The organism is Streptomyces sp. NPDC051172, assembly GCF_040682555.1.
GTDB lineage: Bacteria > Actinomycetota > Actinomycetes > Streptomycetales > Streptomycetaceae > Streptomyces.
The window spans coordinates 40,039-63,552 of the sequence record NZ_JBFBBE010000001.1 but is presented as its reverse complement, the minus strand read 5'-3'; the positions used below and the strand labels follow the sequence as shown (position 1 = coordinate 63,552).

Below are 23,514 nucleotides of genomic sequence, written 5' to 3'. Positions count from 1 at the left end.
GGCGCGCCCCGCTGCACGGCGGCACCCTGCTCGCGCCGCCCCGGCAGCGACCGCCCGGCGCCCGCAGCCGTCCCCGCCGTGTCGCCGTGCTCAGCGTGCACACCTCACCGCTGCACCAGCCGGGCACCGGCGACGCGGGCGGCATGAACGTCTACATCGTCGAGCTCGCCAAGCGCCTCGCCGCCATCGGCATCGAGGTGGAGATCTTCACCCGGGCCACCTCCGCCGCCCTTCCGCCCAGCGTCGAACTCGCGCCCGGCGTCCTGGTGCGGCACGTGGCCGCCGGACCCTACGAGGGTCTGGCCAAGGAGGACCTGCCCGCGCAGCTGTGCGCCTTCACCTACGGCGTGACCCAGGCCTGGGCCGGCCACCCCTTGGGCCACTACGACCTGGTCCACTCCCACTACTGGCTCTCCGGGCAGGTCGGCCGTCTCACCGCAGAGCGCTGGGGCGTCCCGCTCGTCCACGCCATGCACACCATGGCCAAGGTCAAGAACGCCTCCCTCGCCGAGGGGGACACCCCCGAACCCGCGCACCGCGTGCTAGGCGAGACCCAAGTCGCCCGCGCAGCCCACCGGTTGATAGCCAACACCGACAAGGAGGCGGCGGAACTCCTCCACCACTACGACGCCGACACCGACCGGGTCTCGGTCGTCCACCCGGGCGTCAACCTCGAACGCTTCCGGCTCGCCGCGTCCGGAGTCGAGGCCGGCCGGGCCGCGGCCCGAGCCCGCCTCGGACTGCCGACGCACGCCCTCATCCCGCTGTTCGCGGGCCGTATCCAGCCGCTGAAGGCGCCGGACGTCCTGCTGCGCGCGGTGGCCCACCTGCTGGAGGAGCGGCCGCAGCTGCGGGAGCGGATCGTGGTGCCGGTCGTGGGCGGGCCGAGCGGCAGCGGCCTGGCGAAGCCGGAGGGCCTGCAGAAACTGGTGGCCTGCCTGGGCATCTCCGACGTCGTACGGTTCCGGCCGCCGGTGGATCAGGACCAGCTCGCCGACTGGTACCGGGCGGCATCCGTCCTGGTCATGCCCTCCCACAGTGAGTCCTTCGGCCTGGTCGCCGTCGAGGCGCAGGCCTGCGGCACTCCCGTGATCGCCGCCGAGGTCGGCGGTCTGCCGGTGGCGGTACGGGACGGGCTGAGCGGCGTACTCGTACCCGGCCACGACCCGGTCGACTACGCGCGGGCACTGCGCCGCTTCGCCGACGCTCCGGCGCTCTCCGCCCGCATGGGCGAGGCCGCGGCCCGCCACGCCCGCTCCTTCGGCTGGGACACGGCCGCGGCGGCGACGGCGGAGGTGTACACGGCGGCGATGCGCGCGTGCCGCCTTGCCGACTGAGGTCTCTTATGACGTGATCGACACGGACTGCACACCTGTAGTGCGAAAACGTCGGTTAGTGTGCATTGCTGAGTGACGAAAAGGGGGCAGAGCAGGCGGAGGGCGAAGCAGTGTCGGACGAAGGGCGGCTCGTCGCCGGGCGCTACCGGCTGGTCGAGCGCATCGGCCGCGGCGGTATGGGCACCGTGTGGCTTGCCGAGGACGAGGAGCTCACCCGTCAGGTAGCGCTCAAACGGCTCCACACACCGCCGCACCTGTCCGACGCCGAGATCACCACGCTGTACGAGCGCGTCCGCCGCGAGGCGCGCAGCGCCGCCCGGGTCGTGCACCCCAATGTGGTCGTCGTCCATGACGTCGTCGACGACGGCGGGCAGCCGTGCATCGTCATGGAGTACGTCCCCGCCGGCACCCTCGCCGACGTCCTCGACGGCGGCCGGACGCTGCCGCCCGAGGAGGCGGCACGCATCGGCCTCGGTGTGATCGCCGCCGTACGCGCCGCGCACGCGGCCGGCGTGCTGCACCGCGACATCAAGCCCGGAAACGTCCTGCTCGGTCCCGGCGGCCGGGTCGTCCTGACCGACTTCGGTATCGCCCAGACCGCCGGATCCTCGACCCTCACCCAGACCGGCGAGATGGTCGGCTCCATCGACTTCATGGCCCCCGAGCGGATCCGCGGCCACAGGCCCGGCCCGGCCTCGGACCTGTGGTCGCTGGGCGCGACGCTGTACCAGGCGGTGGAGGGACGTCCGCCGTACCGCCGCGACACCCCCATGGAGACCGCGTACGCCATCGCAGTGGACCCGCTGGAGCCGATGCTCAAGGCCGGTTCGCTGGAACCGCTCATCGAGGCCCTGCTGTCGAAGGACCCCGAGGACCGGCCCACGGCGGAGCAGACGGAACGGGTGCTGCGGGCCACCTGGTCCACGGGCCCGCCGACCGAGCGGTCCTCCGCCGTCCCGGTCGGCACGGAGGACGACGACTCGACCACGCACCACACCTCCGCGGCGCCGCCGAGCCCACCGTCGCCGACGGGTAGGAGCGCACGCCGTCGTCGTCGCGGCCGCAGCCGCCGTGTCCTCGTGCCGGTCGTGGTCCTCCTGGCCGCGGCCGCCACCGCCGTCACGCTGTACATGTCGTCGCACCGGGCCGACCGGGACGGAGCGGGCGCAGTGACCACGCCCACCGCGTCCGTATCGCCCAAGCCCGTCCCCGACGGCTACCACCTGGTCCACGCCGACCGGCTCGGCGTCTCCTTCCCCGTGCCGGACGGCTGGCAGCCGAAGAAGCAGTCGAGTGACGACGAGGTCACCTACACCGACCCGACCGGCCTGGCCGGCATCACCATCGGCACGGTCGACCCCGCGGGCTCCAACCCCGTAGGCCACTTCAAGGACATCGAGACGAACACCAAGGCCAACTACTCCGTCTACCGCAGGCTGCGCATGCAGCAGACGACCTTCCGGGGCAAACCGGCGGCGGTGTGGGAGTTCACCTTCCAGGGCCGGGCCCGCGCCTTTCGCGCCATCGACCTCGGCTACGGCACCGCGGGCGGCCGGGAGTACGACATCTACCTGTCGGCCCCGGAAGCCAAGTGGAGCACCTACCGACCGGTCTTCGACCACGTCAGGGACGGGTTCACCGAACAGCCGCGATGAGCCCGACGGGCTGCTGAGCCCCATGCGCTCGGGAACAGGGCGCGGTCGGGATGACGGAGCCGCCCGCACCCCAGGTGCCGTCGGGCTGCTCGTGCACCAGCACCCACACCCGCAGGACGTCGGCCTCGGACAGCCCGGCGGCCGCGAGCACCGTCTTGGCGGCGTCCTGGACCAGACCCGCCTTGCGCCGCTCGCACAGCGCCCCTGCGGAACCATCACGAGGAAGCGGGGAGCGTCGTCCTCGGCGGTCGTCTGCGCGCCCTCGGGCAGCTCCACGAGGTAGCTCCAGGCCTGGGCGCGGAAGAACGCGATGTCGGGCGCCCCCTCCCAGCGCAGGTCCCGCGGCCCTCCTCGGTCAACGAACCGGACGGGACGTGGGGTTCGGAGGGGGAGTACGGCCGTGGCCGAATCCGGCGCACCGTCGCGTGAGCGCCTCGTGGCCGGTGCGGCGGACCTGATCATGAGGCGCGGCCTGAACGCCACCAGCATCCGCGAGCCGGCCGAACACGCCAAGGCGCTGCTCGGCTCGACGTACCACTGCTTCCCCGAGGGCAAGGGGCAGTTGGCCACCGAGGCGGTGCGGTACGCCGGGGGAGCGGTGGCCCGCATCCTGCGCAGGGAACTGGACGCGGGCCCGGCCGCCGGCCTGCGCGCCTTCCTGTTCCTTTGGCGCGGCATCGTGCTCGAGAGCGGCTTCAGGGCCGGCTGTCCGGTGCTGGCCGTCTCCGTCGGGGAGCCGCCGGCCGAGGAGACGCCACTGTCCCTCACCGCCGCAGCCGAGGCCTTCGGGGCCTGAGAGCAACTCCTCACCGAGGCGATCCGCAAGCACGGAGCCGACGCCGACGAGGCTCCGGGCCTCGCGGCCCTCGTCGTGGCCTCGGTCGAGGGCGCCATCGCGATATGCCGCGCCAAGCGCAGCATGCAGCCGCTGGACCAGGTGGCACAGCAGCTCGAAAGGCTGATCGCGGGCGCGCTCGCCGGTCAGGGGCATGCCGGGGGCAAGTTGCAGGCGGCCGGCTGAAGCACTGCCGGGGCGTCACCGCACCGGCTGTCAGTGAGATCGGCCGGGCTCAGGCACCGACCGAAGAGCGGATCGCCCCGGCCTTCTCCTCGGTGAACACGCCGCTCTCCAGGAGGGGCAGGTGCCCTCGTCGACGACCCGGAAGTTGCCCCACCAGGTCGGCGACGACCCCGGCAGCCCGCAGGCTTCGGCCAGTGCGGCGAGAGCGCGCTCGATGGCCTCGGCCCTGACCTCCCGGCGCGCGCTCCACGAAGTGCACCTGGAAACCGACCCGGGCGGCCGGCTCCAACCGGCCGACCTCGGGCACCAGTACCGCATCGGTCAGGGTCTCGGACAGTCACAGGAGTGGGGACGGGTCGAGGGTCCTTCTGAAAATACCCCCGGGGGTACCCGTGCTACTGTCGAGAGCAGATACCCCATGGGGTATATGTTCGAGGGAAAGGAGTGCCTCGTGTTCTTCGTCGACACGATCGAAGTGGCCGGCCTGGGCAACCGGAGCTATCTGGCGGGCGGCAGGCTGACGGCCGTCGCGGTGGATCCGCCGCGCGACATCGACCAGGTGATCGCGGCGGCGGCGCGGCGGGGGGTGCGGATATCGCACGTGGTCGAGACCCACCTGCACAACGACTACGTCACCGGCGGCCTGGAGCTGGCCCGCGTCACGGGCGCCGCCTATCTCGTCCCGGCGGGCGCCAGGGTCGCCTTCGAGCGGGTGCCGGTCCGCGACGGGGACCGTACGGAGGTCGATGTCGACGGCGGGCTGGTTCTGCGCGCGGTGGCGACCCCCGGCCACACCCCGCACCACACGTCCTACGTCCTGGAGGAGCACGGAACGGCGGTCGCGGTGTTCACCGGCGGCTCGCTGCTCATCGGCACCGTCGGACGGCCCGACCTGGTCGAACCGCGGCTCACCGAACGTCTCGCCCGCGCCCAGCACGCCTCCGCACACCGCCTCGCGGCCGAACTGCCCGACGAGACGCCGGTTCTGCCCACCCACGGCTTCGGCAGCTTCTGCTCCTCGGCCCGGGCGGAGGGCGGCGACACGACCATCGGCAAGGAGAAGGCGTCGAACGAGGCGCTCACCCGCGATGTGGACACCTTCGTCGCCGATCTGCTGGCCGGACTGGACGACATCCCCGCCTACTACGTGCACATGGGCCCCGCCAACGCCGCCGGACCCGCCCCCGTCGACCTCACCACGCCCGCCCTCGCCGACGCCGAGGAGATCGCTGCCCGGCTCGCCGCGGGGGAGTGGGTGGTGGACCTGCGCAACCGCGTGGCCTTCGCCGCAGGGCATGTCGCCGGCTCCGTCAACTTCGAGGCCGAGGGGCAGCTCGCCACCCATCTGGCCTGGCTGATCCCTTGGGGCAAACCACTGACGCTGCTGGCCGAGTCGGCCGGACAACTCCTCGCAGCCCAGCGCGAGTTGGCCCGGGTGGGCATCGACCGTCCGGCCGCCGCGGCGACCGGTGACCCGTCGGACTGGGTGCGTGCGGGCGAGTCACCGGTCTCCTTCCCGCGTGCCACGTTCGCCGACCTGGCGGACCGCCGGCGGGACGGGGACGGACACGTGGTCGTGCTCGACGTCCGGCGGCAGAGCGAACGCGCGGGCGGCTGCGTGGACGGGGCCGTCCACATCCCCCTCCATGCCCTGCACCAGCGGCTCGGCGAGGTCCCCGACGGCCAGGTGTGGGTGCACTGCGCCGGCGGTATGCGCGCCGCCATCGCCGCTTCCCTGCTGCACGCCGCCGGCCGGGACGTGGTCGCCGTCGACGACGCCTTCGACGCGGCCGGGAAGGCCGGACTGACCGTGAGGAGCGGACCGTGTCGTTGAACCTGTTCGGACGCGGGCCCGGCAGGGTCGGTGCGCTGCGGGCCGCCGAGTGCACCGGACATGCGGACGGTGTCCCGGCGGAGCAGGACGCCGTACTGCTGGACGTCCGCGAGCCGTACGAGTGGCAGACGGGCCACGCCCCGGGCGCGGTTCACGTCCCCCTGTCCGCTCTGGCCGCGGGTGCGCCACTGCCCGAGCGGGTGGCGGGCCGGCCCTTGGTGGTCGTCTGCCACTCGGGCAACCGCTCCCGGCAGGCGGCCGAACTCCTGGGCGCACGGGGCGCCGACGCGGTGGACGTGATCGGCGGGATGCGCGACTGGGCCCGCCTCGGGCTGCCCGTGGTGGACCGGCGCGGCGAGAGCGGAACGGTGACGTGAGCGTTCTCGCACTGGCTCTGGTGTCCGGTGCCGTCATCGGTCTGGCGCTGGGCGCGCTCGGCGGGGGCGGCAGCGTCCTGGCCGTGCCCGCCCTGATCTACCTGTTCGGTTTCACCCCGGTCGCGGCCACCACCGCCGGCCTGGTCGTCGTGGCCGTCACCACGGCCACCGCGCTGCCCGCGCATGCCCGGGGCGGTCATGTCCGCTGGCGCACCGGACTGCTGTTCGCGGCCGCGGGCATCGGGCCCGCCATGCTCGGCGGGCTGGTGGCTGCGCGGCTGCCTGCGGCGGTGCTCACGGCGGCCTTCGCCCTGGTGGCGCTGGTCGCCGCGGTGCGCATGCTGCGCCCGCGGTCCGGCCCGCCCGACGCCGTCCGTACGGCCCGGCCCGGCCGGGCGGCCGCGGCGGGGGCCGGGCTCGGGGCGGTCACCGGAGTCCTCGGAGTGGGCGGCGGCTTCCTCGCCGTACCGGCCCTGGTGAGTGTCCTCGGGCTGCGCATGCGGGCGGCGGTGGGGACGAGCCTGCTGGTCATCACCCTCAACTCGGTCGCCGCCCTGGCGCTCCGCGCGGGCACGGCCGACGGACTGGACTGGGCCGTGATCGGACCGTTCGCCGGGGCCGCCGTCCTCGGCGCCTGGGACGGCAAACGCCTCGCCGCCAAGGTGTCGGGGCAGGCGCTGCAGCGGATCTTCGCCCTGGTGCTGCTGGGGGTGGCCGGTTTCATGCTGATCGGCTCCGCCGTGTGACGGCCACCGACGCGTGCGGCCTCCTCACGCCAGTGACAGGAACAGCTTCTCCAGGCGGGCGCGCATCTGCTCAGCGTTCTCGACGTCTTCGCCGTTCCTGCGGCCGGACTCGACGTCGGTCAGGCACTGCTGCAGACCGGTGGCGATGATGGCGAAACCCGCCCGGTCCAGGGCGCGGGAGGCCGCGGCGAGCTGGGTGATGACGTCCTCGCAGTCGCGCCCCTCCTCGATCATCCGGATCACACCGGCGATCTGGCCCTGAGCGCGACGCAGCCGGTTCAGCACTGCCTTCAGGTCCGCACCCGCGAGCTCCATGTCCACGACGACTCCTCCGTCAACGTATACCCCTAGGGGTACTCTACGTCCCGGTTCGGGACGGCGTCGAACACCAACGAACTCAGAGCGCGACAAAGGATCACAACTGCCGTGACTGCTTCCCCCGTTCCCTCCGCCCTCGCCACCGACCAGGCCCATGGACTGCTCCACCGGCTGACGGTCATCGATGTGCGTACGCCCGGCGAGTACGCCTCCGGTCATCTGCCCGGTGCGCTCAACATCCCCCTGGATCAGCTCCGCCACGGCCTGCCGGACATCCGGCAGGCCGCCGAACGCGGTGACGTCCTGGTCGTGTGCGCCTCCGGGGCCCGCTCGCAGAACGCCTGCAAGCTCCTTGCCGAGCAGGGCATCCCGGCGGCGACGCTGACCGGCGGCACCGCCGCCTGGGCCGCCGCAGGACACGACCTCCACCGGCTGACTCGCCGGGCACGGGCAGTCTGGGGCATGGAGCGCCAGGTGCGTTTCACCGCGGGCACGCTGGTCCTCCTGGGGCTGACGCTCGGCCTCCTCGTGCACCCGGCCTTCCAGCTCCTCTCGGCAGCGACAGCGGGCGGCCTGGTCTTCTCCGCGCTCACCGACACCTGTGGCATGGCGGCCCTGCTCGCCGGACTCCCGCACAACCGGCCCCGCCCGGCCGACCTCGACGCCGCGCTGACGGAGCTCCGCGGCGGCTGACACCCAGGGCGACCCCGCGCGTCAGTCGGCCCTGAGGCGTGCCGAGAGTCCGCCGCGCGAGCGGATGCGTCGTCACCGGGATGTACAGCTCCGGCGCCGTCTGCTCGCCGGCTGGGCACGGCAAGGGAGTTGACCCTCTCCACGGAGCCCCGACAACCGCTGAGTCACGCCGTAGGGTTGCGCACATGAGCATCGACGGTGTTGCGCTGCGTCCGGTGGCCGAGCCCGACCTGTCCGTCATGGAACGCTTCCTCATCGATCCGGAGACCGTGGTTCCGTTCCAGTGGTGGGGCTGGTCGGACACCGGACGCTGGCGGCGCCAGTGGGCGGAGAACGGCCTGCTCGGCGACGACGGAGGGCATCTGATGGTGGTGCGCGGCGCGGAGCGGCTGGGGTTCGTCGCCTGGCGGCAGGTCAGGCCCACCCGGACCACCACGTACTGGAACATGGGCATCAACCTGCTGCCGGAGGCCCGCGGACAGGGCGTCGGAACCGAGGCGCAACGGCAGTTGGTCCACTACCTCTTCGCGAACACCACGGTCGTACGCATCGAGGCGGACACCGAAGCGGACAACACCCCCGAACAACGCGCCCTGGAAAAGGTCGGGTTCACCCGCGAGGGCGTCCTGCGCAGCATCGCCTTCCGCGACGGACAGTGGCGTGACGGAGTGCGCTACAGCATCCTGCGTGGCGAACCGGCCTGAGCGCCGCGCTCAAAATCCATGAGCACCCCGCTCAAAAAAACAAAGGCAAGGAGGTAACTCACTCCTTGCCACTCTCAACTTATAGCGCACCGGGGGGCTTGCGGCAAGGCCCCGGTCGTGCCGCACAATCGCACGCCGAGGCCACAAGCTGCGGAAATGGGAGTTTCACGACGTGCATGCTCTGTCTGGTGACATGACCCCCCTGACCACCCGTGCGTTCGACCTTCCCGACCGACTCGCCCACAAGGCCGACCCCACCCTGATCGCCGGCGACGAGCAGCACTTCTCCGCGATCGCGGAGAACCTCGAGCAGACGATCGCCGAACTGTCCGCCCGCCTCGAGACCGAGCTCAAGGGACCTGGCGGCCTCGGCCGGCAGGCGATGGACCGCGACCTGGAGGTGCACCGGCTGACCGGCCGACTGCGCGCCCTGCGCCGCTTCGGCCTGGACCTGTGCCTCGGCCACATCGTCAGCGCGGACGACCCCGAGCCCGTCTACATCGGACGACTCGGTCTGACCGACAGCACAGGCCGTCGCCTGCTGCTCGACTGGCGCTCTCCCGCGGCCGAGCCGTTCTTCGCGGCGACCCACGCCAACCCGATGGGCCTCGCCAGCCGCCGACGCTATCGCTGGACCCGCGGCCGGATCAGCGACTACTGGGACGAGGTGTTCACCGCCGACGGCCTGGAAGGACGGGCCGCGCTCGACGACCAGTCCGCGTTCATCGCCAGCCTGGGCAGCAACCGTTCGGCCCGCATGCGGGACGTGCTCGCCACCATCCAGGCCGACCAGGACGCCATCATCCGGGCGGGCTCCCGCGGCGCTCTCGTCGTCGACGGAGGTCCCGGCACCGGCAAGACCGTCGTCGCCCTGCACCGCTCCGCCCACCTGCTCTACTCCGACCCCCGCCTCGGTCACCGTCGTGGCGGCGTACTGTTCGTCGGCCCGCACCGGCCCTACCTGGACTATGTCGCCGACGTCCTGCCGAGCCTCGGCGAGGAGGGCGTGCAGACCTGCATCCTGCGGGACCTCGTCGACGAGGGCGCCGACGCGAGCGTCGAGACCGACCCCGAGGCGGCCCGGCTGAAGTCGTCCGCGGACCTGGTGGAAGCGATCGAGAAGGCCGTCCGGTTCTACGAGGAGCCGCCCACCGAGGCGATGACGGTCACCGTCGACTTGACCGACATCCGGCTGACCGCCGACGACTGGGCCGAGGCGTTCGACGCGCCGGAACCCGGCACCCCGCACAACGAGGCACGTGATCAGATCTGGGAGAAGCTGGTCACGATCCTGGAGGACGGATACGACGGCGACGACATCCCGCCGGAGCAGTTCCGCAGGGCGCTGAGGCAGGACAAGGAGCTCGTCGGGACCCTCGACCGGGCATGGCCGCTGCTCGAAGCCGCCGACCTGGTCTCGGACCTGTGGTCGGTGCCGGCCTATCTGCGGATGTGTGCGCCCTGGCTGAGCAGCGAGGACGTCCGCAGGCTGCAGCGGGCGGATGCCCAGGCGTGGACGGTGTCCGATCTGCCGCTCCTGGACGCCGCCCGGCAGCGGCTCGGCGACCCTGAGACCGCCCTGCGCAAGCGGCGGCACGCGGCCGTCCTGGCCGCCCAGCGCGAGCGCATGGCGCAGGTCGTGGACAACCTCATCGACGCGGCGGCCGATTCCGGCGCCGACGGTGACGACGGCGAAGGCCTGGTGAGGATGTTGCGCGGCCAGGACGCCAAGGTCAGCCTGGTCGACGAAGCCGAACTGACCGTCGTCGAACCGGATCTGCTCGCCGGCCCGTTCGCGCACATCGTCGTGGACGAGGCCCAGGAACTCACCGACGCGGAATGGCAGATGCTCCTGCTGCGCTGCCCGTCCCGCAGCTTCACCATCGTCGGTGACCGCGCCCAGGCCCGGCACGGGTTCACGGAGACATGGCAGGAACGGCTCGAACGGATCGGGCTCGACCGGGTCACCGTGGCCTCACTGAGCATCAACTACCGCACCCCGCAAGAGGTCATGACGCAAGCCGAGCCGGTCATCCGGGCCGTGCTCCCGGACGCCAACGTGCCGACCTCGATCCGCAGCAGCGGCATCCCGGTCGTACACGGCGCTGTGGCGGAGCTGGACCCGATCCTGGACACCTGGCTGGCCGAGCATGCCGAGGGGATCGCCTGCGTCATCGGCGATCCCGCGTTCCCGGCAACAGCCCGGGTCCGATCGCTGACCCCGGAGCTGTCGAAGGGGCTCGAGTTCGACCTGGTCGTCCTCGTCGACCCGGAGGCGTTCGGCACGGGCATCGAAGGAGCGGTCGACCGCTATGTCGCCATGACGCGAGCGACGCAGCAACTCGTCATCCTCACCAGCTGAAACCTTCGGCGGGCGTCGGAGGTCCGTATTGGGTTCCCTTTGGGAACAGAAGCCCTGCTCGCGGCCGCCACGGGCAGCGAGCGGGCAGGGCAGCCGACGCACCAGGTCGCCCCCCAACCAGGGCAAGCGGCCACAGCACCGAGCACCACGCCGCCGTGGCCGCCGCCAACGTCTCCCGCGCCGGGCTCGACCACGTCGTCGGCCTACGCGTCGGGAAGGCCCTGGACGCTCTGCCGCGGCTGGTGGGCGAGGGGGCGGGCCCGTTCGACCTGGTCTTCATCGACGCCGACAAGCCTTCCAGTCCCGCCTGCTCGGCGTGGACGCTCGAGCTCACCCGACCCGGCAGCATCGTCGTCGGCGACAACGTCGTCCGCGACGGCGCGGTCACCGAGCAGGCGGCCCGGCGACCGGACATGCGGCTGACCGGGGACCTGCTCGCCGGTGCCCTCGACGACCTCGCCACCATTCTCGACCAGCGCTTTCTGCACATGGGCGGTACCACGACGGAGGTCTTCGCCGCGTACGCCGCCGACCACGACCGCAAAGCCACGCAGCCCTGATCGGTGCGGGCATGGCGAAACCGGGGCCGCAGAAGATACGTTTGTATCGCTACAAGAAAGCGGTTGCCATGTAGCTCCCGGCCCCCGTCCTCCGCCCGACACAGGAGTACCTCCGTGCCCGACGCCACCGCGGTCATCAACCTCGACATCGAGGGCCCGAGGATCAGCCGTCACCTCTACGGTCACTTCGCCGAGCATCTCGGTCGTTGCGTCTACGGCGGTTTCTGGGTCGGGGAGGACTCGCCGATCCCGAACGAGGGCGGCATTCGCCTCGACGTCGTCCAGGCGTTGCGTGCCCTGGACATCCCGAACCTGCGCTGGCCGGGCGGCTGTTTCGCCGACGAGTACCACTGGCGTGACGGCATCGGCCCGCGCGAGCAGCGACCGAGCATGGTCAACACGCACTGGGGCGACGTCGAGGAGAACAACCACTTCGGCACCCACGAGTTCATGGCGCTGTGCGAGCTGCTCGGCGCCGAGCCGTACATCAGCGGCAACGTCGGCTCCGGCACCGTGCGTGAGATGAGCGAGTGGGTCGAGTACCTCACCCGCGACGGCGACAGCCCCATGGTGCGGCTGCGCAAGGCCAACGGCCGCGAGGAGCCCTGGCGGGTGAAGTTCTGGGGCATCGGCAACGAGACCTGGGGCTGCGGCGGCAACATGCGCGCCGAGTACTCCGCCGACCTGGCCCGCCAGTACGCCACCTACTGCCGCGACCACGGCGACAACAAGCTCTACCGCATCGCCTCCGGAGCCTCGGACGCCGACTACAAGTGGACCGAGACGCTGATGCAGCAGATCAGCTGCTTCGGCTGCGAGGCCACCCCGAAGAACTTCTTCCAGGGCCTGTCCGTGCACTACTACACGCTGGCCGGCCCCTGGGAGGCGAAGGGCAGCGCGACCGTCTTCGACATCGACGACTACTACCGCACCATGGTCGCGGCCCGCCGCATCGACCGCATCCTGACCGGCCACTCCACCGTCATGGACGTCTACGACCCGGGCCGCACGGTCGGGCTGGTCCTGGACGAGTGGGGCACCTGGTGGGACGTCGAGCCGGGCACCAACCCGGGCTTCCTGTTCCAGCAGAACACCCTGCGTGACGCGCTGGTGGCCGCCACCCACTTCGACATCTTCCACCGGCACGCCGCCCGCCTGTACATGGCCAACATCGCGCAGACGGTCAACGTCCTTCAGGCCATGCTCCTCACCGACGGCGACAGCCTGGTGCTGACCCCGACCTACCACGTCTTCGAGATGAACAAGGGCCACCAGGACGCCACTTCGCTCACCGTCCATCTGCGCGGCGAAGCCCTGCGGCGCACAGTCGGCGACACGCAGCTGGAGACCCTGTCCGCCTCAGCCAGCGTCAAGGACGGGGCGGTGCTGATCTCACTGTCCAACCTGGACGCGGAGGAGCCCGCGGAGGTCACGCTCGACCTGCGCGGACGCTCCGTCGGCGAGCCGAACGCCCGGATCCTGACGGCCGACCGGCCCCAGGACCACAACACGCCCGGCACGCCCCAGACGGTCGCCCCGCGCCCCTTCGACGGCCTCAAGGCCACCGGCCAGGGGCTCGCTCTGACACTGCCGCCGCACTCGTTCGTCACGGTCGGCGCCCCGCTCGCCTGACACAACGACTCCGACCGTCTTCCGGCCGCATTCCCTTGCCGTCCTGCGCACTTGGGTGCGGCTTGGCATGCGACTGGGTTCCGAGGCGGCAGACCAGGGGTGAGGGTGACGACGATCCAGGACGTGGCGAAGGCGGCCGGGGTCTCACCGATGACCGTCTCGAACGTCATCAACGACCATCCGAACGTCCGCCCCGCGACGCGCGAGAAGGTGCTCGGGGCCATGGCCCGGCTCGACTACCGGGTCAACGTCGCGGCCCGCAATCTGCGCAAGGGCCGTACCGGAACCATCGGCCTCGCCGTTCCGGAGGTGGACAGCGCCTACTACGGGCTGCTGGCCGCCACCGTCATCGCCGCGGCCGAGCGACGCGGCCTCAGGGTGAGCATCGAACAGACCGCCTCCCGGGACAACGAGCTGGACGCCCTGTCCCTCTCCCGCAACCGGCTCTACGACGGGCTCATCCTGAGCGCAGCCGGCATGGGGCAGGGCGATGCCGAGCGGCTCAGGGTGGACCACCCGGTGGTCATCCTCGGCGACCGGATCTTCGGCGGTCCCGTGGACCACGTCGCCATGCCCAACTTCGACGCGTCCCACGCCGCCACCCGCCATCTGATCGAGCGGGGCTGTCGGCGTATCGCGTTCGTGTGCGGGGCGGTCGAGGAAGTGGACACCTCCAGCCTGCGCATCGCCGGCTACCGGAAGGCCTTGGAGGACGCGGGCCTGTCCGCGGACCGCGCCCTGGTGCAGCAGGTGGACCGGCTCGGCATGCGCGAAGGCGCCGAACGGGCCCGGGAGATGGCGAGGAGCGGGCTCGACTTCGATGGCGTGTTCTGCGTGACCGACTCCCTCGCCATGGGCGTGCTGCGGGGCCTGGCCGACGTCGGGACACGCGTGCCCGACCAGGTGAAGGTGATCGGCTTCGACAACGTCCCGGAGAGCGAGTTCCTCATCCCCTCGCTCTCCAGCGTCGATCCGGACCACGACGGCATGGCCGAGCGGGCGGTCGACCTCCTGATCCGGCGCATCGAACGGACCGAGCCTCCGGCCCCGCACCAGGACGTCGTCGGCGGCTTCTCCCTGGTGATCCGGGAGTCGACGGGCGGCTGACCCCCGTAAGAGCCCATGTGCAACTCCCTGAGTGAACGCCCCCTCCTCCGCGATCCCGTGTACGACGGCGCAGCCGACCCCGTCGCCGTCCGGAACCGGCAGGCCGGCGAATGGTGCCTGATCCACACCAGCCGCCACGCCACCGCCCCCGGCCCCGACGCCGGTCGGGTTCACGGCCCCGACCTGGCGTGGCCGCCTCGGCGGTCGGGGGCCGCACCCGTCAGCCACGTCCCCGGTGTCCCGGACTCCTGGACCGGCCCCGCCCGCATCCGCCACGGCACCAGCCCCGACCTCCTTGCCCGGACCCAGCCCGGCGCACCGGACCTCGACTCCGACCGGGCCATCGACGCGTGCGTGTACCCGCTGCCGGGCTGCGGCCGGCGGATGTGGTTCAAGGACGAGACGCTCGGCGGGCACCACCGGATGCTGAGTGACCGCACCCCAATGGCTCCACGGTGGTGAAGTCTTTGCCTGTGGCCGATTCGCGGCGCAGGTGGCCCGGTCGGGCGCGGCTCCGCGGGTTTCGCCGATGCAAAGTAGGGCCGAAAAGGGCGGGTCGACGGGCTGCTGATGTTACGGCCGTGTTGACCACGTCCTCGGTGCGGCGCACCCTCGCATATGCGTGGCAGTTACATCTTGTCTGCTGATGGGTCGTCGTTGCGTCCGGGAAACCGCAGGTGCGACGGCATCCCGTGCGGACCTGGAGCAGGAGGCACCGCATGTGTGGCATCACCGGCTGGATCTCCTTCGACCGCGACCTGGGCGCCGAGGAGGCCGTATTGGATGCAATGACCGGGACGATGGCGTGCCGCGGCCCCGACGACAGCGGCACCTGGGTGCGGGGACCCGCGGCCCTCGGGCATCGCAGGCTCGCAATCATCGATCTGCCCGGCGGCCGGCAGCCGATGACGGTCGACACCCCGCACGGGACCGTGGCACTCGTCTACTCCGGGGAGACGTACAACTTCACCGAGCTGCGCCGTGAACTCACCGGCCGGGGCCACCGATTCACCACCGACTCCGACACCGAGGTGGTCCTGCACGGCTACCTCGAATGGGGCGAGCAGGTCGCGGAACGGCTCAACGGCATGTACGCGTTCGCCGTGTGGGACGGCCGCCGGGACGAGCTGGTGATGATCCGTGACCGTATGGGCATCAAGCCCTTCTACTACTACCCGACACCCGACGGCGTCCTGTTCGGCTCCGAACCCAAGGCGATCCTCGCCAACCCCCTGGCCCCCGCCCGTGTCACCCAGGACGGCCTGCGCGAGCTGTTCACGATGATCAAGACGCCTGGGCACGCCGTGTGGGACGGGATGGCGGAGGTCGAACCGGGCACCGTCGTCACCGTCGACCGTACGGGGGTGCAGCGCCGCGTCTACTGGCAGCTGGAGACCCGGCCGCACACCGACGACCGCGACACCACCATCGCCACCGTACGCTCCCTCCTCGACGACATCGTGCGCCGCCAGCTCGTCGCCGACGTGCCCCGCTGCACCCTCCTCTCCGGCGGCCTCGACTCCTCCGCGATGACCGCGCTAGCCGCCCGCCAACTCGGCGAACACGGTGAGAAGGTACGCAGCTTCGCCGTCGACTTCGTCGGCCAGACCGACCATTTCGTCGCCGACGAACTCCGCGGCACGCCCGACACCCCGTTCGTCCACGACGTGGCCCGCACCGCCCACACCGAACACCAGGACATCGTGCTCGACGCGCAGGCACTCGCCGACCCCGGCATCCGCGCGAAGGTGATCAGGGCCCGCGACCTGCCCGCCGGGCTCGGCGACATGGACGCCTCGCTGTATCTGCTGTTCCGGGCCATCCGGGACCAGTCGACCGTCGCTCTGTCCGGCGAGTCCGCCGACGAGGTCTTCGGCGGTTATCTGCAGTTCTTCGACGAGGAGGCCCGCCGCGGCGGCACCTTCCCCTGGCTGGTCAACTTCCGCCGCCACTTCGGCGAGGACGCCGAGGTCCTGCGTCCGGACCTGCTCGCCTCCCTCGACCTGGACGGATACGTCGACGCCGGCTACCGCACCGCCGTCAGCGGTATCCGTCGCCTGGTCGGCGAGAGCGACTTCGAGTACCGGATGCGGCAGATCTGCCACCTGCACCTCACCCGCTTCGTCCGCGTCCTGCTCGACCGCAAGGACCGCGCGAGCATGGCCGTCGGCCTCGAGGTCCGGGTCCCGTTCTGCGACCACCGTCTGGTGGAGTACGTCTACAACACGCCCTGGTCGTTGAAGTCCTTCGACGGCAGGGAGAAGAGCCTGTTGCGCGAGGCGACCGCCGATCTGCTCCCGAAGTCGGTGTACGACAGGGTCAAGAGCCCCTATCCGTCCACGCAGGACCCCAAGTACGCCACCGCGCTCCAGGACCAGGCCAAGGACCTGCTGGCCCAGCCTGCCCACCCCGTCTTCGACCTCGTCGACCGCGACCTCCTGCACCGCGTCGCCCACCGCGACACACCCGTGAACACACAGTCCGAACGGCGCGGTCTGGAACGCGCGCTGGACCTGGCGGTGTGGCTGGACATGTACCGGCCGGACATCGACCTCGACTGAGGCGAGCGGCTACCGGGCAACCTCGTCAGGCTCGGTGCGTGGCGGCCAACGGATCGGACGATGACCGCGCCCGGCGGCGGTCGCCGTGGGGCCGGGGCCCGACCTCCTTGCCAAGCGGAGGCCAGACGTAGAGGGGGCTTCCTGCCCGGTCTCCACCCGGGCCGGCGTCACCCCCGAAGCACCTGCCTGCCGGAGTGATCGGCTGCCGTGGGCGAGGGCGTCGAGGGCGGCGCCGCCCGGGAGCCCGGCGGCCGGCAGCGCATGACCTTCGACCGGGTCTTCCTCGGCACCGACGGCATCTCGCCCGAACACGGCATCTGCGAGGGCGACCTGTGCCAGACCCGGCTCAAGGAACCGATGGCCCGCCGAGCCGATCACGTCCACGTCCGCCCACGCCGCGAAGCTCGGCCGCCGCCCCCTTCCACGCCCGGACGGCCCTGCGCGAGGGCCGGACGAACGCGCAAGCCGCGGAGCCTGCGAGCCGGCCGGCACGGAGCGAGGTCTTGTTCATGAGCAACCCGGGAGCAGGTGGCATCGTGGCGGTGGTGGAGCAGGGCGCGGTTCAGCCGGCGTAGACCCTTCCCTGCTTCACGACGTAGTGCGCCGGCTCGGAGCAGCCGATGGACGGGGTGATCAGCAGGCTGACGGTGAGGGGCGCGGGCTCCATGCTCGCGGTCGAGAACTCGCAGACGGACTGGCTGCCGGTCAGCGGGTACCAGAACCATCCGTCGACCTTGCCCACCGTGACCCGGTCGGACTCCTTCCACTTGCCGCTGTCGTGCGTGTAGACCTGCAGCCGCACCGAGGCGGCGTACTCGTCCTGGGACAAGCGCAGCGCGGTGAGCGTGATCTTGTAGTCGCTGCCGAGGACGGACGAGGCGATCTGCTGGGTCTGCGGCGCCGCGGTCTGGGCGTTGGAGACGGTGGCGCCGGCGGTCCCGAGGCCGCCCGCCAGCAGAAGGGTGACGCCGGCGGTTGCGCCGCGACGGGTGCGGTGACTGCGGAGCGGTTTCATGTTTCCCCCGTGGGTCGAGTGGTGCGGTGCGTGCGGTCGCCGCGGTGCTTTGCGGCCACGCCCCGCCGAGGATGTTCGCCCGTGCACCGGGCGGGCGAGAAGCATTTCGAAGGTGGTCGAATCACGGGCAGTTCGTCTGAACCGTCTGCTGCAACTGTCCTTCTTCTCCGTCGAGGAGCCGGTGGCCCATGAGCGTCACCGAGTGCCGCACGTACTGTCCCTCGCGCCTGCTTGCCACCAGCCCCCCGTCCCGGAGGACGGCGAGCTGGTAGCTGGCGCTGGGCAGGGCGATGCCGACAGCCGACGCCACCTCGGAGGTGGTCCGGGGGCCGGCGCGGGCCACCTCGGTGAGGACCGAGGCCCTGGTCCGGCCCAGCAGCCGGTCGAGTCCGTTGTCCTTGAGGGTGATCGAGTCGAGGGGCCGTGCGGTGACCGGGTAGACCAGGACCGGGCCGAGGGCCGGATCGGCAAGGGCGGTGGGCCTGCGCCAGCAGAAGTAGGACGGGAGCAGAAGCAGCCCGCGACCCTCCAGATGTAGGGACGCGCCAAAGCACGTCAATCCCTCTCGCATGATTCGTCGTCTGTCTCGAAACATTCGAAGGCTTCACCCGGCACGTAGCTGGGAGGTGAAGCTGCTTCGGCGGAAGGACTGACGTGCTCGACGGTCGACCTGGGGTCCACGGCGCCCTGGGTTTCGTAATGCCCAACGAAAGCCAGGGCGACCGACGCGATCAGTGCCGCGCGAACTGGACCTGGGTCGGTTGCACGACGTCCGGCCGCAGTGCGATCCCGCTGACGGTCAGTTGTTCCCCGTAGAGGTCCGTGATTCTGATCGAGCCGCCGCACCCGCCGCCGTCGGCGGAAATGAAGTAGTTGTAGTCGGTGCGCGGCAGTTGCCGCCAGCCGCCTGAGGTGCGGACCTCCAGCCGCGCCACCGGGTTCCGGTGGCCGATCACCTGGATGCCGCACCAGTAGGGGCTGGACCCGGTCTTGTACCTGATCGAAATCGTCCCGGCTGAGCCGGGGCTCACCAACTGCCAGGTGATCGGCAGCCGGCCGACCCTGAGGTCGGCGAGCTTGGCGAAGGCCTGCTGGCTGAGGTCGAGTTGACCGGGTGCGCAGGGCAGGGGGCATTCGTTGGTGATCCGTACGGTGACGGAGGCTCCGTTGGCCGCGTGGACGAGCACGTACGCACCGCACGCCCTGGACGTCTCGTAGTCGGTGGTGTTCATCGCAGCGATCATGAGGTTGTCGCTGGGACCGAACAGGCAGGCACCGTTTCCGTCACCGGCCGCGTAGGCGGTGGCAACCCCTGTGTAGGTGGTGTCGGGCCGAATCCGCCCTGCCGGTGACGCCGTGGTGGACGTCGTTCGCCGGGAGGGCGGGGTGTCCTTGGCCGACGGACGGGCTGAAGCAGTGCTCGCAGCGGCCGTGGGCGTCGACGTGCCGGTCGTGCTCGGGGACGCCGACGTGGCCGCGGCGCGCGCCTCGGCCGAGCCGGCGGCTCTCACCTGAGTGGTGGCGGAGGGGGCGTCCGCGGCAGACCCTGCATCCGCCCCGCGCCCGGGGAACGCCCCCATGACCAGGTAGGCGAGCACGCCCGCGGCGGTCAGTGCCAATGTGGTGCCCAGCATGAGCCGGCGTCTGCGCCTGCGCTCCCGCGCGGCCTGCCTCGCTGTCTTCATACCTGTCCGTTCGGAAGATGGAACCGATGGTGCACTGCTCGGTTGCCGCCGGCCGCGAAAAGGTTGCCGACCTTTTTCTCGGCGTCTCGTTCGCGGTTCCGGTCTTCCCAGCCGGACGGCGGCTGCGGCAGCGCACCGGAGGTACGCCACCGCAGCCGCTCGCAGGCCCCGAGGATCAGAGGGCCGTGAAGGTCCACAGCAGGTTCGTACTGCTGCCGTACGTCCACTGCTTGGTCACGGAGCCCGAGGCGACGTTGCCGCCACCGTCGAGGACCAGGCCGGTGGTGCGGTTGGCGATCGAGTAGCTGCCGCCGCCGCGGTTGGTGATCCTCCACTGCTGGTTGGTGCCGCCGTTCCAGGCGGCCTCTCGGGCTGCGGAGCCGTCTGCGGTGGCGCCCCAGCCGTCGGCGACCATGCCGTTGGCGCGGTTGACCAGCTTGTAGTAGCCGCCGCCCACATCGACCGCCTGCCACTGGAGGTTGGAGCTGCCGTTCCAGGTCCACTGCTTGAGGTTCGATCCGGAGGCGACGTTGCCGCCGCTGTCCAAGGCGAGACCGTCTGTGACGTTGGTGAGCCGGAAGTACGTCGACGGGTTGAACTGGACCCTCAGCGAGGTGATCTGATCGTTGTTGCCGGTGCCTCTCAGGTCGGGGTTGTCGGCGGTGAACGTCCAGGCGGTGCCGGTGAAGTTGTCACCGGAGTAGCCGATCAACTGGTAGCCCTGAGCCGGCCGGAGGGAGGAGATGCTGCGCGCGCCCACTCCCGCCGCGGTCAGGTCGGCCGCGGTGTAGTCGCCGAGGGCGAACGTGGCGGAGCTGCCCGTGTAGTTGACGTCCGTGAAGGCGACGGCACCGGCGAGCGGCGTCATGGCCGGGATGTTGCCGGAGAAGGAGAGCTTCAGGACATAGGCGTTGGCGCTGTACGGCGCGGAGGACGGCAGGGTGACCGTGAGGCCTGAGGCGCTCTGCGTCGGCGTCGGCAGGTCGATGTAAGTGCCGGCGGTGGAGCCGAGAAGTTTCACCGAGGTCAGCGACGACAGGTTGATGCTGCCCGTGCCGAGTGTCTTGATCGTCAGCGAACTGCCCGGCCAGCCCAGGACGGTGGCGTACAGGACGTTGTTGTCCTTGTTGCGGGTGAAGCGGATGTCCTGCGCCGTGCCGGCCGTCGGATTGGTGAAGGCGCCGCCGCCCATCTTCGTCGGGCCCTCGCCGTACACGCTCCACGCGCGGGTCGAGTAGATCGACTCGCCGAAACGCTTCAGATGGTCGCCGATACCGAGCAGGACGTCCTTCTGCGCCTGCGGGATGGTGCCGTCGGCCATGGGCGCGATGTTCAGCAGCATGTTGCCGTTCTTGCTGACCCGGTCGATGAACGAGTGCAGCATCTGCTGGATGCTGTAGTAACCGATGCCCTGCGTGTAGCACCAGCTGGAGCTGGAGATGCTGTCGTCGGTCAGCCAGTACGGCGTGGTGATGTCGGCCGGACCACCGCGTTCGTAGTCGAAGACCTCGCCCTTGTTGTCGAACCCGTCCTTGTAGGTGGCGACCACCTCACGGCCCCAGCTGTTGGCCTGGTTGTAGTAGTACGACAGGAAGTTCAGGCGCTGGGTCTCGTCGACGGCGTCCAGCTTGAAGTCCTGCCACAGGATGTCGGGCTGGGCGCGGTCGATGACCTCCTTGAGCTTGTCGTACCAGAGCTGGTTCTCCGCGGCCGAGCCCAGCTGTCCGTAGAGCTTCTTCAGGCTCGGGTCCGTCTGGGCGGGGGCGTACTCGTAGTAGCCGTTGAAGTGGTACGCGTGGTGCATGGCGACCAGCAGCTTGAGGCCCTTGGCGCGGATGGCCGTGGAGAAGAGCTGCAGCAGGTTCAGCCCCGGGCCCTTGTTCACCGAGTTCCACTCGTTGACCTGGCTGTCCCACATGGAGAAGCCGTCATGGTGCTCGGCGACCGGGCCGGCGAACCTGGCGCCCGCGTCGACGAACAGCTGCGCCCACTCGTCGGGGTCGAAGTTCCCGCCGGCCGACTTCAGCTTCGGCGCGAACTTCACGAAGTTGCCCGCCAGGTCCTGCGCTCCGTTGATGAAGTTGTGGTACGGCCACGCCGACGGCTGGCCGTAGGTCGCGATGTGGTGCTGGTTGGCGTTGCTGCCCGCGTTGTACATGTTGCGCGGGTACCACTCGCTGTCGTACGCGGGGACGCTGAAGACGCCCCAGTGGAAGTAGATCCCGAACTTCGCGTCCTGGAACCACTCCGGCGCCGGCGGGTGCTGGTCGACGGAGTTCCAGTCGGGCGTGTACGTGCTGGGCGCCGCCTGGGCCGTACCCGCGCCGAACACACCTCCGGCGACGGCGGCAGCGGCCACGCAGGTGGCGCCGGCCAGGAAGTGGCGTCTGCTGAGCGAACTGGACATGGAACATCCCTGGTTCAGAGGGGGACAGGGGAATGCAGCGGGCCGCTTGTTACGGATGAAGGTCCGCCATGTCTCCCTGGGATGTCAACCAGCGTGCAGGGATGAAAAGCGCTGTATTGGAAGGCAGTTTGACAAGGTTGCAGCAGATTCGGCCCGTTATATGACCACGTAGACATGCCATGTTTGTCGAGGTCTCGTGTGTCGAGTGAGCTCACTCAGTGCTGCGGATTGATGGGATGCATCTCGCGCCTCCATGGCACCGGTCTCATCATCGATACGGCTGTGGCCTGGCATTTCATTTCGAGTCCGACAAGGGGCTAGACAGCTCGCCGAAATCGCGCCTATAAACATCCCATCTCTACCGTCCGGCGATGCGAAGGCGTCGTCGAGGCGGAACATCTCCCGCCCAGGGACGAGCGCGAGGAAGCATCGATGAGACTCAGGACCGCCCTCTGTTCAGCCGTCTCCGCCGTGTCCGCACTGGCTCTGCTCAGTGCGTGCAGCAGCGGCTCCACCACCTCGGCGTCGTCGGGTGACAAGCCGCTGGTCGGCGTCGACTACCCGCGCTCCGACACCGACTTCTGGAACTCGTACATCAAGTACACACCCCAGTACGCCAAGGAGCTGGGGCTGGACCTGAAGACCACCAACTCGCAGAACGACGTCGCCAAGCTCACCGCCAACGCACAGACGTTCATCAGCCAGGGCGTCAAGGGCATCGCGATGGCCCCGCAGGACACCGCCGCCATCGCGCCCACCCTCGCGCAGCTGGAGGCGAAGAAGATCCCGGTCGTCACCGTCGACACCCGCCCCGACAGCGGCAAGGTGTTCATGGTCGTGCGCGCCGACAACCGCGCCTACGGCGAGAAGGCCTGCCAGTACCTGGGCACCAAGCTCGGCGGGAAGGGCAAGGTCGTCATGCTGGAGGGCGGCCTGGACTCCATCAACGGCCGTGACCGGACCGAGGCGTTCAACGACTGCATGAAGAAGAGCTACCCCGGTATCAAGGTGCTCGGTGAGGCCACCAACTGGGACGGCGCGACCGCCGCGCAGAAGCTCCAGACCGACCTGACCGCCAACCCGGACATCAAGGGCGTCTACATGGAGTCCAGCTTCGCCCTGTCCGGCACGCTCCAGGTGCTCAAGCAGAAGGGCCTGTTGGTGGACCCGAAGGACAAGAAGCACGTCTTCATCGTGTCCAACGACGGCATCCCCGAGGAGCTCAAGTCCATCGCCGAGGGCAAGATCGACGCCACCGTCTCCCAGCCGGCCGACCTCTACGCCAAGTACGCCCTGTACTACCTGAAGGCGGCGATCGACGGGAAGACGTTCAAGCCGGGCAAGACGGACCACGACAGCACCATCATCCAGGTCCGCGACGGCGTGCTCGAGGACCAGCTCTCCGCCCCGCTCGTCACCGCCGACGGTGCCACCTACGGCGGTGTGCCCAGCGTCAAGAGCGACGACAAGTCGCTGTGGGGCAACAACCTCGGCTGATTT

General features: G+C 70.3%; 19 protein-coding genes and 2 pseudogenes. 15 read left to right on the top strand and 6 right to left on the bottom strand.

Annotated features, from left to right (window positions below; translation table 11 throughout):
* Window positions 1-26 precede the first annotated feature (26 nt).
* Window positions 27-1,337, top strand: coding sequence for a D-inositol-3-phosphate glycosyltransferase (gene mshA / locus AB0N07_RS00260; protein ID WP_365830793.1), 1,311 nt, complete (start codon window positions 27-29; stop codon window positions 1,335-1,337).
* Window positions 1,338-1,447: 110 nt separating this feature from the next.
* Window positions 1,448-2,992 carry a serine/threonine-protein kinase gene (locus tag AB0N07_RS00255; RefSeq protein WP_365830462.1) on the top strand — a complete coding sequence of 515 codons (1,545 nt, stop codon included), beginning with the start codon at window positions 1,448-1,450 and terminating at the stop codon, window positions 2,990-2,992.
* Here the strand turns inward: AB0N07_RS00255 and AB0N07_RS00250 are convergent.
* Window positions 2,973-3,328 (bottom strand): annotated as a pseudogene (locus AB0N07_RS00250) (4-oxalocrotonate tautomerase); the annotation flags it as partial. The gene AB0N07_RS00255 and the pseudogene AB0N07_RS00250 overlap by 20 nt on opposite strands.
* Before the next feature lie 64 nt (window positions 3,329-3,392).
* On the opposite strand from AB0N07_RS00250, the pseudogene AB0N07_RS00245 reads away from it, so the two are divergent.
* The 4 genes and pseudogenes from AB0N07_RS00245 to AB0N07_RS00230 all read left to right on the top strand — a co-directional run bounded on the left by AB0N07_RS00245 (window position 3,393) and on the right by AB0N07_RS00230 (window position 6,970).
* Window positions 3,393-4,013: pseudogene (locus AB0N07_RS00245) on the top strand (TetR/AcrR family transcriptional regulator).
* Between the two features lie 451 nt (window positions 4,014-4,464).
* Window positions 4,465-5,847 carry an MBL fold metallo-hydrolase gene (locus AB0N07_RS00240; protein WP_365830460.1) on the top strand — a complete coding sequence of 461 codons (1,383 nt, stop codon included), beginning with the start codon at window positions 4,465-4,467 and terminating at the stop codon, window positions 5,845-5,847.
* The gene (locus tag AB0N07_RS00235; protein ID WP_365830791.1) at window positions 5,844-6,224 is read left to right on the top strand and encodes a rhodanese-like domain-containing protein; all 381 of its coding nucleotides are present in this window, start codon (window positions 5,844-5,846) and stop codon (window positions 6,222-6,224) included. Before AB0N07_RS00240 ends, AB0N07_RS00235 begins: the two co-directional genes overlap by 4 nt.
* On the top strand, window positions 6,221-6,970 hold the full coding sequence (locus AB0N07_RS00230; RefSeq protein WP_365830458.1) for a sulfite exporter TauE/SafE family protein: 750 nt from the start codon (window positions 6,221-6,223) through the stop codon (window positions 6,968-6,970). Before AB0N07_RS00235 ends, AB0N07_RS00230 begins: the two co-directional genes overlap by 4 nt.
* A 24-nt stretch (window positions 6,971-6,994) precedes the next feature.
* Here the strand turns inward: AB0N07_RS00230 and AB0N07_RS00225 are convergent, their stop codons facing one another.
* Window positions 6,995-7,291 carry a metal-sensitive transcriptional regulator gene (locus AB0N07_RS00225; protein WP_365830456.1) on the bottom strand — a complete coding sequence of 99 codons (297 nt, stop codon included), beginning with the start codon at window positions 7,289-7,291 and terminating at the stop codon, window positions 6,995-6,997.
* A 105-nt stretch (window positions 7,292-7,396) separates the two neighbouring features.
* On the opposite strand from AB0N07_RS00225, the gene AB0N07_RS00220 reads away from it, so the two are divergent.
* The 8 genes from AB0N07_RS00220 to asnB all read left to right on the top strand — a co-directional run bounded on the left by AB0N07_RS00220 (window position 7,397) and on the right by asnB (window position 16,907).
* Window positions 7,397-7,981: a rhodanese-like domain-containing protein gene (locus tag AB0N07_RS00220; RefSeq protein ID WP_365830454.1), complete on the top strand. Its 585-nt coding sequence runs from the start codon at window positions 7,397-7,399 to the stop codon at window positions 7,979-7,981.
* A gap of 185 nt (window positions 7,982-8,166) precedes the next feature.
* A complete protein-coding gene (locus AB0N07_RS00215) occupies window positions 8,167-8,685 on the top strand; it encodes a GNAT family protein (RefSeq protein ID WP_365830452.1) in 519 nt (172 codons plus the stop codon).
* A 193-nt stretch (window positions 8,686-8,878) separates the two neighbouring features.
* Window positions 8,879-11,047 (top strand): RNA polymerase recycling motor ATPase HelR, encoded by a 2,169-nt coding sequence (gene helR, locus AB0N07_RS00210; RefSeq protein ID WP_365830450.1) that lies wholly within the window; start codon window positions 8,879-8,881, stop codon window positions 11,045-11,047.
* Window positions 11,048-11,202: 155 nt separating this feature from the next.
* On the top strand, window positions 11,203-11,607 hold the full coding sequence (locus tag AB0N07_RS00205; protein ID WP_365830448.1) for a class I SAM-dependent methyltransferase: 405 nt from the start codon (window positions 11,203-11,205) through the stop codon (window positions 11,605-11,607).
* Window positions 11,608-11,721: 114 nt separating this feature from the next.
* Window positions 11,722-13,239, top strand: coding sequence for an alpha-L-arabinofuranosidase C-terminal domain-containing protein (locus AB0N07_RS00200; protein WP_365830446.1), 1,518 nt, complete (start codon window positions 11,722-11,724; stop codon window positions 13,237-13,239).
* Window positions 13,240-13,344: 105 nt separating this feature from the next.
* Window positions 13,345-14,346: a LacI family DNA-binding transcriptional regulator gene (locus tag AB0N07_RS00195; RefSeq protein ID WP_365830444.1), complete on the top strand. Its 1,002-nt coding sequence runs from the start codon at window positions 13,345-13,347 to the stop codon at window positions 14,344-14,346.
* Window positions 14,347-14,361: 15 nt separating this feature from the next.
* Window positions 14,362-14,808: a hypothetical protein gene (locus tag AB0N07_RS00190; RefSeq protein WP_365830442.1), complete on the top strand. Its 447-nt coding sequence runs from the start codon at window positions 14,362-14,364 to the stop codon at window positions 14,806-14,808.
* A 257-nt stretch (window positions 14,809-15,065) separates the two neighbouring features.
* Complete coding sequence (gene asnB, locus AB0N07_RS00185) at window positions 15,066-16,907, top strand: asparagine synthase (glutamine-hydrolyzing) (protein ID WP_365830440.1); 1,842 nt, start codon at window positions 15,066-15,068, stop codon at window positions 16,905-16,907.
* 562 nt (window positions 16,908-17,469) lie between these two features.
* Here asnB and AB0N07_RS00180 read toward each other — a convergent pair.
* The 4 genes from AB0N07_RS00180 to AB0N07_RS00165 form a co-directional block, all read right to left on the bottom strand.
* Window positions 17,470-17,922 (bottom strand): hypothetical protein, encoded by a 453-nt coding sequence (locus AB0N07_RS00180; protein ID WP_365830438.1) that lies wholly within the window; start codon window positions 17,920-17,922, stop codon window positions 17,470-17,472.
* A gap of 121 nt (window positions 17,923-18,043) precedes the next feature.
* Window positions 18,044-18,481 carry a winged helix-turn-helix domain-containing protein gene (locus AB0N07_RS00175; RefSeq protein ID WP_365830436.1) on the bottom strand — a complete coding sequence of 146 codons (438 nt, stop codon included), beginning with the start codon at window positions 18,479-18,481 and terminating at the stop codon, window positions 18,044-18,046.
* A 172-nt stretch (window positions 18,482-18,653) separates the two neighbouring features.
* Entirely contained in the window at window positions 18,654-19,607 is a 954-nt protein-coding gene (locus AB0N07_RS00170; RefSeq protein ID WP_365830434.1) for an expansin EXLX1 family cellulose-binding protein, read from the bottom strand.
* A 175-nt stretch (window positions 19,608-19,782) separates the two neighbouring features.
* On the bottom strand, window positions 19,783-22,014 hold the full coding sequence (locus tag AB0N07_RS00165; protein WP_365830432.1) for an alpha-L-fucosidase: 2,232 nt from the start codon (window positions 22,012-22,014) through the stop codon (window positions 19,783-19,785).
* A gap of 432 nt (window positions 22,015-22,446) precedes the next feature.
* Here AB0N07_RS00165 and AB0N07_RS00160 point away from each other — a divergent pair, with 432 nt between their 5' ends.
* Complete coding sequence (locus AB0N07_RS00160; protein ID WP_365830430.1) at window positions 22,447-23,511, top strand: sugar ABC transporter substrate-binding protein; 1,065 nt, start codon at window positions 22,447-22,449, stop codon at window positions 23,509-23,511.
* Window positions 23,512-23,514: the final 3 nt, after the last annotated feature.

Bases quoted from the DNA above. Each gene is read 5' to 3' on its own strand.
- AB0N07_RS00215 (WP_365830452.1), top strand. From the start codon at position 8,167: ATGAGCATCGACGGTGTTGCGCTGCGTCCGGTGGCCGAGCCCGACCTG.
- helR (WP_365830450.1), top strand. From the start codon at position 8,879: ATGACCCCCCTGACCACCCGTGCGTTCGACCTTCCCGACCGACTCGCC.
- AB0N07_RS00190 (WP_365830442.1), top strand. From the start codon at position 14,362: ATGTGCAACTCCCTGAGTGAACGCCCCCTCCTCCGCGATCCCGTGTAC.
- asnB (WP_365830440.1), top strand. From the start codon at position 15,066: ATGTGTGGCATCACCGGCTGGATCTCCTTCGACCGCGACCTGGGCGCC.
- AB0N07_RS00180 (WP_365830438.1), bottom strand. From the start codon at position 17,922: ATGAAACCGCTCCGCAGTCACCGCACCCGTCGCGGCGCAACCGCCGGC.
- AB0N07_RS00170 (WP_365830434.1), bottom strand. From the start codon at position 19,607: ATGAAGACAGCGAGGCAGGCCGCGCGGGAGCGCAGGCGCAGACGCCGG.
- AB0N07_RS00165 (WP_365830432.1), bottom strand. From the start codon at position 22,014: ATGTCCAGTTCGCTCAGCAGACGCCACTTCCTGGCCGGCGCCACCTGC.
- AB0N07_RS00160 (WP_365830430.1), top strand. From the start codon at position 22,447: ATGAGACTCAGGACCGCCCTCTGTTCAGCCGTCTCCGCCGTGTCCGCA.